The sequence below is a fragment of the Stutzerimonas stutzeri genome (assembly GCF_013522825.1).
Taxonomy (GTDB): Bacteria; Pseudomonadota; Gammaproteobacteria; order Pseudomonadales; family Pseudomonadaceae; genus Stutzerimonas; species Stutzerimonas stutzeri_AK.
Genome location: NZ_JAAMQZ010000034.1, coordinates 35,865 through 48,094, shown reverse-complemented (window position 1 = coordinate 48,094; position 12,230 = coordinate 35,865). Strand labels below are relative to the sequence as shown.

Genomic DNA, 12,230 nt, shown 5'->3' with positions numbered 1-12,230 from the left:
CGGCAAACAGATCGTCTGCGCGGCGATGCGTAAATTGCTCTGTATCGCCTATGGCGTGTTGAAATCCGGCGAACCGTTCAACCCCGAACTCGCTATTGCGAAGTGAGGGGCAAGACGGTATCTACAACTGACGACTGCCACCTGTAGGGCCGAATTCATTCGGTCAAAGATGCGCAGCCGAACAAGTTCGGCCCTACAAGCTCCCGCCATGCGGCAGCCCTTTTACTTGAAGCTTGCGGCTTGAAGCTTGCCGCTGTTCTTACGCTTTTCTCCCCCTCTTCCTGCGCCTATAATCGCCGGTCATTTTTTGCACAACGCCGGCCCGTAACATGACCCGCAAGCTCTACATCGAAACCCACGGCTGCCAGATGAACGAGTACGACAGCTCGCGCATGGTGGACCTGCTGGGCGAACAGCAGCCGCTCGAAATCACCAGCAATCCGGCCGAGGCCGATGTGATCCTGCTCAACACCTGCTCGATTCGCGAGAAGGCGCAGGAGAAAGTCTTTTCGCAGCTGGGTCGCTGGCGCGAACTGAAGCAGGGCAATCCCGAGCTGGTCATCGGCGTCGGCGGCTGCGTGGCCAGCCAGGAAGGTGCGGCGATCCGCGACCGTGCACCCTACGTGGACGTGGTATTCGGCCCGCAGACCCTGCATCGCCTGCCGGAAATGATCGATGCGGCGCGCACCACCCAGCAGCCGCAGGTGGATATCTCCTTCCCCGAAATCGAGAAATTCGACCGCCTGCCGGAGCCCCGCGTCGACGGCCCGACGGCCTACGTCTCGGTCATGGAAGGCTGCAGCAAGTACTGCACCTTCTGCGTGGTGCCCTATACCCGTGGTGAAGAAGTCAGCCGGCCCTTCGATGACGTGCTGGCCGAGGTGATCCACCTGGCCGAGCACGGCGTGCGCGAAGTCACCCTGCTCGGGCAGAACGTCAACGGCTATCGCGGCGCGACCCATGACGGGCGCAGCGCCGACCTGGCCGAGCTGATCCGCGTGGTGGCCGCCATCGACGGCATCGACCGCATCCGCTACACCACCAGCCATCCGCTGGAATTCTCCGACGCCCTGATCCAGGCGCACGCCGAGGTGCCGGAGCTGGTGAAGTACCTGCACCTGCCCGTGCAGTCCGGCTCCGATCGCGTACTGGCCGGCATGAAGCGCAACCACACGGCGCTGGAGTACAAGTCGCGCATCCGCAAGCTCAAGGCGGCGGTGCCGGACATGCTGATCAGCTCGGACTTCATCGTCGGTTTCCCCGGCGAGACCGACAAGGATTTCGAGCAGACCATGAAGCTGATCGAAGACATCGGTTTCGACTTCTCCTACTCCTTCGTCTACAGCTCGCGCCCCGGCACGCCGGCGGCGGACCTGGCCGACGACACCCCGGAAGAGGTGAAGAAGCAACGCCTGGCGATCCTGCAACAACGGATCAACCAGCAGGGCTTCGAACACAGCCGGCGGATGGCGGGCACCACCCAGCGCATCCTGGTCACGGATTACTCGAAGAAAGACCCCGGCATGCTCCAAGGTCGCACCGAGCACAACCGTATCGTCAACTTCCGCTGCGACAACCCGCGCCTGATCGGCCAGTTCGTCGACGTGCACATCGACGACGCCCTGCCGCACTCGTTGCGTGGCACCCTGCTCGGCTGAAGCCAGACCAGGTTGGGCTGTTGCGCCTTACCCCGTACCGTAGGGCCGAACGTGTTCGGCCACGCCCATTGTCCGAATGCATTCGGCCCTACGGGAATGTCATTCAGCTGCGTGATTGCTTGCCGCTGCTTTTTTCCTTCTACAGCGCTATTCTTCAGTTCCTTATCTGCCGAGCACGGTCAATCAAAAGCCCTTGAACGCCCCCACCGAACCGCTACGTTTTACCCTCGAACCCTTCGAAGCCAATCGCTTCGCCAATCTCTGCGGCCAATTCGACGAGCACCTGCGACTGATCGAACAGCGTCTGAACCTGGAGATTCGCAACCGCGGCAACCAGTTCGAGCTGGTTGGCCCGAGCGATGTCGCCAGATCTGCCGAAAGCCTGCTGCGTCGCCTGTACCGCGAGACCAAGAGCACCGAGCTGTCGCCGGATCTGGTTCATCTGTTTCTGCAGGAATCGGGCATGGAGGAGCTGGTCAACCCCTCCACCACGCCGAACATTTCATTGCGCACCCGCAAGGGCAACATTCGCCCGCGCGGCGCCAACCAGCAGCGCTACGTGCAGTCGATCCTCGATAACGACATCAACTTCGGCATCGGCCCGGCGGGCACCGGCAAGACCTATCTGGCCGTCGCCTGCGCCGTCGATGCGCTGGAGCGCGAGCAGATCCGCCGCATCCTGCTGGTGCGCCCGGCGGTGGAAGCCGGCGAGAAACTCGGCTTCCTGCCCGGCGACCTCGCGCAGAAGATCGACCCCTACCTGCGCCCGCTGTACGACGCGCTCTACGAAATGCTCGGCTTCGAGCACGTGGCGCGGCTGATCGAGAAGCAGGTGATCGAGATCGCGCCGCTGGCCTATATGCGCGGTCGCACACTGAACAACAGCTTCATCATCCTCGACGAAAGCCAGAACACCACGCTGGAACAGATGAAGATGTTCCTCACCCGGATCGGCTTCGGCTCCACCGCGGTGATCACCGGCGACATCACCCAGGTCGACCTGCCGCGCGGCACCAAATCCGGCCTGGCGCATGTAATCGACGTGCTCAAGGACGTCAACGGCATCAGCTTCACCCACTTCCAAGCCAAGGACGTGGTGCGCCACCCACTGGTGCAACGCATCGTCGAAGCCTACGAGGCCTTCGAAGACAAACAGCCGCCAGTGAGCAGGCCAGCCCGTGATTGAACTCGACCTGCAGTGCGCCAGCAGCGGTGCAACGCCCGCCGAGGCGGACCTGCGCCGCTGGTGCGAACTGGCCCTGCGCCAGCGCAGTGCGGACTCCGAACTGACCATTCGCCTGGTCGATGAGCCCGAAGGCCGCGAACTGAACCGCACCTGGCGGCAGAAGGATTACGCCACCAACGTGCTGTCGTTTCCCGCCGATGTGCCGGAAGGTCCGGGCGGCGTGCCGCTGCTGGACATTCCCCTGCTCGGCGACCTGGTCATCTGCGTGCCGGTGGTCGAGCGCGAGGCCGCCGAACAGGGCAAGGCACTGGCTGCGCACTGGGCGCATCTGGTCATCCACGGCTGCCTGCACCTGCTCGGCTACGACCACATCGACGACGATGAAGCCGAAGAAATGGAAAGCCTCGAACGTCAACTGCTGGCCGAACTGGGTCACCCCGACCCCTACGAATAGCCCGCACGGGCATCTACAAGAGACCATCGAGTCAAAGACATGAGCGAAGATCGATCGAGCAACGGGCAGAAGTCGTGGTTTGGAAAAATCACCCAGGCTTTTGCCCAAGAGCCGAACAGCCGCGAAGAACTGCTGGAGACCCTGCGCGGCGCCCACCAGAACAAACTGCTCGACAGCGAAGCCCTGGCCATCGTCGAGGGTGCCATCCAGGTCGGCGACCTGCAGGTGCGCGACATCATGGTGCCGCGCTCGCAGGTGATGAGTATCAGGGCCGACCAGTCGCCGAAGGAGTTCCTGCCGGCGATCATTTCCGCCGCGCACTCGCGCTACCCCGTGGTTGGCGACAGCCTCGACGAAGTCATCGGCGTGCTGCTGGCCAAGGACCTGCTGCCGCTGATCCTGCAGGACGAGCAGCCCAATTTCGACATCAAGGACCTGCTGCGCCCGGCGACCTTCGTCCCCGAATCCAAGCGCCTCAACGTGCTGTTGCGCGAGTTCCGCGCCAACCACAGCCACATGGCCATCGTCATCGACGAGTACGGCGGCGTCGCCGGCCTGGTGACCATCGAGGACGTGCTGGAGCAGATCGTCGGCGATATCGAGGACGAGCACGACATCGAGGAAGACAGCTACATTCGTCCGTTGCCCAGCGGTGATTTCCTGGTCAAGGCGCTGACGCCCATCGACAGTTTCAACGAGTTCTTCCAGAGCGAATTCCCCGATGAAGAGTTCGATACGGTCGCCGGCCTGGTCATGAACAGCTTTGGCCACCTGCCCAAACGCAACGAGGTGGTGGAGATAGACCGCTTCCGCTTCCGTGTTCTCAACGCCGACAGCCGCCGCGTGCATATGCTGCGACTCACCCGCATGGCGGAAAACCGCTAGCACAGCGGGAGGCTGGAGCGGGATCGGCCCTTCGTCCAGCCTTCCAGCCTCAAGCGCTTCTATCGGCTTCTATCGTCTTTCAAAGGATTTGCCGATGCACTGGATCACCCGCTCCGGCTGGCCGGGCAACCTACTGGCGCTGGCCGCCGGCGCCCTGGCCACCCTCTCGCTGGCGCCCTTCGATATCTGGCCGCTGGCGCTGCTCTCGGTCGGCCTGCTTTATCTCGGCCTGCGCGAACCGGCTGCGAAGCAGGCCGCGGGCCGTGGCTGGTGCTATGGCTTCGGCCTGTTCGCCTCGGGTGTCAGCTGGGTGTATGTCAGCATCCACGACTTCGGCTCCGCGCCACCATTGCTGGCCGGCGCCCTGACGCTGGGCTTCGTCGCCGGGCTTGCGCTGTTCTTCGCCCTGCTGGGCTGGGTCTGGGTACGTTGGCTGCGCCAGACGAACGCCCCCCTGCCCGACGCGCTGGCCTTCGCCGCCCTCTGGCTTGCCCTGGACGCCCTGCGCGGCTGGGTACTGACCGGCTTCCCCTGGCTGTACGTCGGCTACAGCCAGCTCGAAGGCCCGCTGGCCGGCCTCGCGCCGCTGGGCGGCGTCTGGCTGCTGAGCTTCGTGATCGCACTGAGCGCAGCCCTGCTCATCCAGCTGCCACGCCTGCTGACGCAAAAAGCCTCGCTGGCGGTCGCGCTGGTGGTTCTGGTTACGCTCTGGGGCGGCGCGCTGGGTCTCGGCCAGCATGCCTGGACCAACGCCAGGGGCGCGTCCATCAGCGTCGCGGCCATGCAGGGCAACGTCGCCCAGAGCCTCAAATGGGACCCGCAAAAGCTCGAAATGCAGCTGCTGCTCTACCGCGACATGACCTTCCGCAGCCGCCCTGCCGACCTCATCGTCTGGCCGGAAACGGCGGTACCGATCCTCAAGGATCACGCCGAAGGCTATCTGGGCATGATGAGCCGCTTCGCCGAAGATCGACAGTCGGCACTGATTACCGGCGTGCCGGTACGCCAGCCGAACGCCGACGGTGAGCTGCGCTACTACAACGGCCTGACCAGCACCGGCGACGCTCAGGGCACCTACCTCAAGCAGAAGCTGGTGCCCTTCGGCGAATATGTACCGCTGCAGGACGTGCTGCGCGGGCTGATCGCCTTCTTCGACCTGCCCATGTCCGACTTCGCCCGTGGCGAGCCGGGGCAGGCGCTGTTGCAGGCCAAGGGTTACCAAATCGCCCCCTTCATCTGCTACGAAGTGGTCTACCCCGAGTTCGCCGCCAGCCTCGCCGCGCAGAGCGACATCCTCCTCACCGTCAGCAACGACGCCTGGTTCGGGCGCTCCATCGGCCCGCTGCAACACCTGCAGATGGCGCAGATGCGCGCGCTGGAAGCCGGTCGCTGGATGATTCGCGCCACCAACAACGGCGTCACCGTCCTGATCGACCCATACGGTCGCATCACCGAGCGGATTCCCGCGTTCGAGCAAGCCGTGCTCTACGGTGAAGTCACGCCCATGCAGGGCCTGACGCCCTACCTGCAATGGCGCTCCTGGCCGCTGATCGTGCTGTGCGCGGCGCTGCTGGGCTGGGCGGTGTTCAGGCGGAGAAACGGATAACGACTCACCCTGCCCTCGGCTCGCCAAAGCGTGACCCGATCGCGTGGTGGATTGATTAAACGACGGAAGCGCCTGCGGCGATTCCATCCTACAAAACCGGACAGACCGTAGCCTGGATTAGCCGAAGGCGTAATCCGGGTATCCGAAGGCGTAATCCGACGATCCAAACACTCAAGCCGACCTGCTTTTCGTTCAGCCCTCCCAACCTCCAGCGCTCTTATCGGCCCCTTCGTATAACAGCGGATAAACCAGCAGCCCCGCCGCCTCGTTGAGCAGCATGCCGCTCTGCCAGACGGCCTTGGTCTCCGGCAGCCAGCCGCCGAAAGGCCGGCCATGCGGGACGCCGAGAAAGCCCACCGGCGCGGCGATCACCTCAAGGCCATGCTGCTCGAAGCACCAGCGCGAGCGCGGCATGTGCGCGGCAGAGGTCACCAGCACGATGCGCTGGATGCCGGCGGCCTTGAGCATTTCGGCGCTGTACAGGGCATTTTCCCAGGTAGTGCGGCTGTGCTCTTCCAGCCAGCGCACAGGCGTATCGAAATCCCGCTGCAGGGCTTCAGCCGCCAACAGGGCCTCGCTCGGCGGCTTGCCATAATGCAGCCCACCGCTGGCCAGGATCGGCAGGCCCGAGTCCTTGGCCAGCCGTGAGGCATAGCGCAGCCGTTCGAGGGCGATATGGCTGGGCTGGTCCGAACCCCAGCCCGGATCGGCCTGTTCGCGACCGGCGCCGAGCACCACGATCGCCTGCGCCTCCCTGTTCAGACTGCTCCACTGCGCGCGCTCCAGCGCCGGCTCGCTTTCCAGCGCCCGCGCGGCCCACTCCACCGTGACCGGCAGGCTCATCAGCCACAGACCGCCAAACCCCAGCACGAAGCAGAGCGCTGCCAGCCGTGGCGCCCGTCGCCGCAGCCACCAGGCCGCGAGCAGCAGCAACAACAGGCCGCCAGGGGGCAATATCAACTGTTTGAAGAAATAGCGAATCGGCATGCCCGGCTCCTACGTGGCGGTAGCCGCAACTCTACTCTTCAAGGCATTCAACATGCAGCCGCTGACTGCAATCAAATAGCCATCAATGCTTGGGATAGGTATGTAAACGCTGCCGCGCACGCAGCAGTTGCGAGCCGCAGGACGTACAGGCAGCCGGGCCGGCGGCTTCCGGCCAGTTCACCGTCGCGCCACAGATCGCACACGTCAGCACCTGTCGAAGGGCAAGAGGGGCCTGCTTGCACGCCTTGCCTGGATGCTGGCGCAAGGCGCGCAGCGTAGGTCGCGCAGCCTGACGCAGCATCTGCGCCTGCTCCTCGGCAGCCGCATGCCAGCCCGACAACCATTGCGCATCCTGCTGCAGATACGCCCGTATCAATTCAAACTCCGCCGGCGTCAGCCCGCCGACTTCCAGTTCGCCACCAACATCCCCGCCTGCGCTCGCCGCTCGCTCAGCCTCCTCCAGGGCCAGCGTCAGCCGTTGCAGCACACGTCCATACAGGTTGCCCTCATCCACCTGGCGCTCTTCAGTCATGATTCACCTCTTTGCTCGTCCCGCCCCCGTTACAAGCGTAGCTCAGGCTCAGGCATCCAGGCCGTCTGCGACAAACGGGGCGCACGGCAAATCGGGTTTCCCTCGATCAAGGGGGGTCATGTATGCTACTGGGCTTTCAGGCTTCCGCATCCAGCCCGCAGTGCCGCCGCCGTAGTCAGACGGCGAGCCGGCATGACGCAACCCGCGCTGCTTCGCGGACAGCCAGCCACTTCTTCCTATGCCAGTAGCCATGCACGAACAGTATCAGCCCCGCGAAATCGAAGCCGCCGCGCAGTCCCACTGGGACACGCAGAAATCCTTTGAAGTAAGCGAACAGCCCGGCAAGGACACGTTCTATTGCCTGTCGATGTTCCCCTACCCCAGCGGCAAGCTGCACATGGGGCACGTGCGCAACTACACCATCGGCGACGTGATCGCCCGCTACCAGCGCATGCAGGGCAAGAACGTGCTGCAGCCCATGGGCTGGGACGCCTTTGGCATGCCGGCGGAAAACGCCGCTATCCAGAACCAGGTCGCGCCCGCCAAGTGGACCTACTCGAACATGGCGTACATGAAGGCGCAGTTCCAGCGCCTGGGCCTGGCCATCGACTGGTCTCGCGAGATCACCACCTGCAAGCCGGATTACTACCGCTGGGAGCAGTGGCTGTTCACCCGCCTGTACAAGAAGGGCGTGATCTACCGCAAGAACGGCACCGTGAACTGGGACCCTGTCGACCAGACCGTACTGGCCAACGAGCAGGTCATCGACGGTCGCGGCTGGCGCTCCGACGCGCTGGTGGAAAAGCGCGAAATTCCCATGTACTACTTCAAGATCACCGCCTACGCCGATGAGCTGCTGGAGAGCCTGGACGAACTGGACGGCTGGCCGGAACAGGTCAAGACCATGCAGCGCAACTGGATCGGCAAGTCCCGCGGCATGGAGATCGGCTTCCCCTACGACGTCGCCAGCATCGGCAACGAAGGTGTGATGAAGGTCTTCACCACCCGCCCCGACACCCTGATGGGTGCCACCTACGTCGCCGTGGCCGCCGAACACCCGCTGGCCACGCGCGCAGCCCAGGGCAACCCCGAGCTGCAAGCCTTCATCGACGAATGCAAGCGTGGCGGCGTGGCCGAAGCGGACATCGCTACCCAGGAAAAGAAGGGCCTGGCCACCGCCCTGCGCGTACAGCACCCGCTGACCGGCGAACTGCTGCCGGTGTGGGTCGCCAACTACGTGCTGATGGGCTACGGCGAAGGCGCTGTCATGGCCGTGCCGGCGCATGACGAACGCGACTTCGAGTTCGCCAGCAAGTACGGCCTGCCGATCAAGCCGGTGGTGCGCACCAGCGCGGGCGACGAAACGCCTGCCCCTTGGCAGGACGCCTACGGCGAACATGGCGAGCTGATCAATTCCGGCACGTTCGACGGTCTGGACTTCGACGGCGCCTTCGACGCAATGGAAGTCGCCCTGCAGAACAAAGGCCTCGGCCAGGCCCGCACCCAGTTCCGCCTGCGCGACTGGGGCATCAGCCGTCAGCGCTACTGGGGCTGCCCGATCCCGATCATCCATTGCCCAAGCTGTGGCGACGTGCCGGTGCCGGAAGACCAGTTACCGGTGGTGCTGCCCGAAGACGTGGTGCCGGACGGCGCTGGCAGCCCGCTGGCCAAGATGCCGGAATTCTATGAGTGCAGCTGCCCGCAGTGTGGCGCCGCGGCCAAGCGCGAAACCGACACCATGGACACCTTTGTGGAGTCGTCCTGGTACTACGCCCGCTACGCCTCGCCCCACTACGACAAGGGTTTGGTCGACCCGGTTGCAGCCAACCACTGGCTGCCGGTGGACCAGTACATCGGCGGTATCGAGCATGCCATCCTGCACCTGCTGTACGCGCGGTTTTTCCACAAACTGATGCGTGACGAAGGTCTGGTGACGTCCAACGAGCCGTTCAAGAACCTGCTGACCCAGGGCATGGTGGTGGCCGATACCTACTACCGCCTGCAGCCCAATGGCAGCCGTCAGTGGTTCAATCCAGCCGAAGTGGACATTGAGCGTGACGCGAAAGCCAAGATCATTGGCGCCTCCCTCAAGGCCGACGGCCTGCCGGTGATCATCGGCGGCACCGAGAAGATGTCCAAGTCGAAGAACAACGGCGTCGACCCGCAGGCGATGATCGATGCCTACGGCGCCGATACCTGCCGCCTGTTCATGATGTTCGCCTCGCCGCCGGACATGAGCCTGGAGTGGTCCGACTCCGGCGTCGAAGGCGCGAGCCGCTTCCTGCGTCGCGTCTGGCGTCTGGCCCATGCCCACGTCAGTGCCGGCCTGCCGGGCACGCTGGACCTCGCCACGCTGTCGGACGAGCAGAAGGCCGTGCGCCGCGCGATTCATCTGGCGATCAAGCAGGCCAGCATCGATATCGGCCAGCATCACAAGTTCAACACCGCCATCGCTCAGGTGATGACCCTGATGAACGTGCTGGAGAAGGCCGCGACAGACAGCGGGCAGGACCGCGCGCTGTTGCAGGAAGGCCTGGAAGCGGTTGCACTGCTGCTGGCACCGATCACACCGCATATCAGTCATGAGCTCTGGCAGCAGCTGGGCAAGCAGGGTGCGATCATCGATGCGGCCTGGCCCGCCGTGGATGAGAGCGCATTGGTACAGGACAGCCTGACGCTGGTGGTGCAGGTCAACGGCAAGTTGCGTGGCCAGATCGAAGTGTCGGCCAGCGCCAGCCGCGAAGAAGTCGAGGCCAGTGCGCGCGCCAACGAGAACGTGGTGCGCTTCACCGAAGGCCTGACCATTCGCAAGGTCATCGTGGTGCCGGGCAAGCTGGTCAATATCGTCGCAAACTGATTTTGCCGTGGCGCACAGCGCCGGGGCTGGCAAGGGGATAACAGGATGGTCAAACGCAATCTAATGATGGTCGCTCTGGCGTTGCTGCTCAGCGCCTGTGGCTTCCAGCTTCGCGGAACCGGCGCAAGCGGCTTCGCCCTTGAGGAAATCAACCTGCAGGCACGCAACAGCCATGGCGACACCGTCCGGCAACTGGAAGAACTGCTTGGCAACAGCGGCGTGCGAGTCCATCCCGGCGCGCGCTACACCCTGGATCTGGTCCGTGAGCAGAACCGTCAGCGCACGGCCAGCTACACCAGTTCGTCGCGCAGTGCCGAATACGAGCTGACCAGCGTACTTGACTATCAATTCCGCGGCCCGCAGAACACCGTGCTGCTGGAAGACAGCATCGAGGTGCAGAAAGTCTACGTACACGACAGCAGCAACCTGATCGGCTCCGATCAGGAAGCCAACCAGTTGCGCGTGGAAATGCGCCGCGAACTGCTCCAGCAGTTGAGCATGCGCATCAGCGACATTACCCCGGCGCAGCTCGACCAGTTGCAGCAGACCGCCGAAGCCCGCCAGCGCGCAGAGGCCGAAGCCATTGAGGCACAGCGGCGTGAGCAGGGTGCGCAACCACAGCAATCGCCCATCGACCTGCCGAACCAGTGACCATCGGGAGCCCTTGCGGCTCCCGAATTTCTATCGATCATGAAACTCTCCCCCGCCCAGCTCGGCAAACACCTGCAAGGCCCGCTCGCGCCTGTCTACGTGGTCAGCGGCGATGAGCACCTGCTGTGCCAGGAAGCCTGCGACGCCATTCGCACCGCCTGCCGCCAACAGGACTTCAGCGAACGCCAGGTGCTCAATGTCGAAACCGGCTTCGACTGGGGCCAGCTCGTCGAAGCTGGCGCCAGCCTCTCGCTGTTCGCCGAAAAACGTCTTCTGGAACTGCGCATACTCAACGGCAAGCCTGGCGACAAGGGCGCGGCGGCGCTGATCGATTACCTGACACGGCCCGCCGAAGACACCGTGCTGCTGATCAGCCTGCCGAAACTCGACGGTAACACCCAGAAAACCAAGTGGGCCAAGGCGCTGATCGATGGCAAGCAGGTGCAATTCCTGCAAATCTGGCCAGTGGATGCCACACAACTGCCCCAGTGGATTCGCCAGCGCCTGTCGCAGGCCGGGCTGGCCGCCGATCAGGAAGCCGTGGAGCTGATCACCGCACGGGTCGAAGGCAACCTGCTGGCCGCCGTACAGGAAATCGAGAAACTCAAACTTCTCGCCGAAGCTGGCCAGATCACCGCAGCAACCGTCCAGGCCGCTGTCGCCGACAGCGCCCGCTACGATGTCTTCGGTCTGATCGATGCGGCACTGCAAGGCCAGCCCGAGCATGTCCTGCGGATGCTCGACGGCCTGCGTGGTGAGGGAGTCGAACCGCTGTTCATCATGACCATGCTGGCCCGCGAAGTGCGTCAGCTGGCCAATATCGCCCTGCTCTACAGCCAGGGCGTTCCTCTCGACCGGGCTTTCAGTCAGGCCCGCCCGCCGGTCTGGGACAAACGCCGCCCTTTGGTCAGCAAGGCCCTGCAACGCCACGATGCCAGTGGCTGGCAGCGGCTGCTGCTGAGCGCCCAACTCATCGATGAACAGATCAAGGGCCAGGCCGAAGGCGATCCCTGGGTCGGCCTGAGCGACCTTTGCCTGCAACTGAGCGGACGACGGATCGGGCTTTAGCGCACCTGGCCGAACAAGTTCTGCTCTACGCGCCCTGCACGCTTCCAAAGCCATGCCCCGTAGGGTCGAATTTATTCGACCACTTCCCCGCTGGACATTTTTTGCACAACGCCTATGATGCGCCCAACTCCAACCCCAGAGGACGAGCCCATGGCAAAGAGCCAAAAGCGACCGAACAAGGCCAAATCACTGGTAGCGCAACCGCTGTTCCGCAGCCGCCAGGAACAACCGAAAAAAGGCAAAGGCAGCTACCGCCGCGAAGCCTCCCAGTCCGAAAACTGGGGGGCTTCACTCCTTCTGGCGGCTTGAAAAGCCAAGCCATTCAAAGCGTGCTAATGTCACCCAC

Annotated in this window: 11 protein-coding genes and 1 pseudogene; 10 read left to right on the top strand and 2 right to left on the bottom strand. The window is 63.8% G+C overall.

All coding sequences use genetic code 11. From position 1 onward, the window contains the following. From G7020_RS24130 to lnt, 6 genes and pseudogenes are all read left to right on the top strand, one after another. Positions 1–106, top strand: a pseudogene (locus tag G7020_RS24130) (IS110 family transposase); the annotation flags it as partial. A 223-nt stretch (positions 107–329) separates the two neighbouring features. After that, entirely contained in the window at positions 330–1,658 is a 1,329-nt protein-coding gene (gene miaB / locus G7020_RS18535) for a tRNA (N6-isopentenyl adenosine(37)-C2)-methylthiotransferase MiaB (RefSeq protein WP_181086615.1), read from the top strand. A gap of 193 nt (positions 1,659–1,851) precedes the next feature. Beyond that, entirely contained in the window at positions 1,852–2,844 is a 993-nt protein-coding gene (locus tag G7020_RS18530; RefSeq protein WP_181086614.1) for a PhoH family protein, read from the top strand. Then, positions 2,837–3,298, top strand: coding sequence for an rRNA maturation RNase YbeY (gene ybeY / locus G7020_RS18525; protein WP_181086613.1), 462 nt, complete (start codon positions 2,837–2,839; stop codon positions 3,296–3,298). The genes G7020_RS18530 and ybeY overlap by 8 nt, the downstream gene beginning before the upstream one ends. A 39-nt stretch (positions 3,299–3,337) precedes the next feature. Next, complete coding sequence (locus tag G7020_RS18520; protein ID WP_181086612.1) at positions 3,338–4,183, top strand: HlyC/CorC family transporter; 846 nt, start codon at positions 3,338–3,340, stop codon at positions 4,181–4,183. Between the two features lie 94 nt (positions 4,184–4,277). After that, positions 4,278–5,789: an apolipoprotein N-acyltransferase gene (gene lnt, locus G7020_RS18515; RefSeq protein WP_181086611.1), complete on the top strand. Its 1,512-nt coding sequence runs from the start codon at positions 4,278–4,280 to the stop codon at positions 5,787–5,789. A 192-nt stretch (positions 5,790–5,981) separates the two neighbouring features. Here the strand turns inward: lnt and G7020_RS18510 are convergent, their stop codons facing one another. Together G7020_RS18510 and G7020_RS18505 are read right to left on the bottom strand one after the other, a co-directional pair. Further along, positions 5,982–6,776, bottom strand: coding sequence for a YdcF family protein (locus tag G7020_RS18510; RefSeq protein ID WP_181086610.1), 795 nt, complete (start codon positions 6,774–6,776; stop codon positions 5,982–5,984). A gap of 82 nt (positions 6,777–6,858) precedes the next feature. Then, positions 6,859–7,308, bottom strand: coding sequence for a hypothetical protein (locus G7020_RS18505; RefSeq protein WP_181086609.1), 450 nt, complete (start codon positions 7,306–7,308; stop codon positions 6,859–6,861). A 250-nt stretch (positions 7,309–7,558) separates the two neighbouring features. On the opposite strand from G7020_RS18505, the gene leuS reads away from it, so the two are divergent. From leuS to arfA, 4 genes are all read left to right on the top strand, one after another. Continuing rightward, positions 7,559–10,165, top strand: coding sequence for a leucine--tRNA ligase (gene leuS / locus G7020_RS18500; protein WP_181086608.1), 2,607 nt, complete (start codon positions 7,559–7,561; stop codon positions 10,163–10,165). 45 nt (positions 10,166–10,210) lie between these two features. Then, on the top strand, positions 10,211–10,816 hold the full coding sequence (gene lptE, locus G7020_RS18495; RefSeq protein WP_181086607.1) for an LPS assembly lipoprotein LptE: 606 nt from the start codon (positions 10,211–10,213) through the stop codon (positions 10,814–10,816). 39 nt (positions 10,817–10,855) lie between these two features. Continuing rightward, positions 10,856–11,884 (top strand): DNA polymerase III subunit delta, encoded by a 1,029-nt coding sequence (gene holA / locus G7020_RS18490; protein WP_181086606.1) that lies wholly within the window; start codon positions 10,856–10,858, stop codon positions 11,882–11,884. A 150-nt stretch (positions 11,885–12,034) separates the two neighbouring features. Then, positions 12,035–12,193, top strand: coding sequence for an alternative ribosome rescue factor ArfA (arfA, locus tag G7020_RS18485; RefSeq protein ID WP_181086605.1), 159 nt, complete (start codon positions 12,035–12,037; stop codon positions 12,191–12,193). The last annotated feature ends 37 nt before the right edge of the window (positions 12,194–12,230 follow it).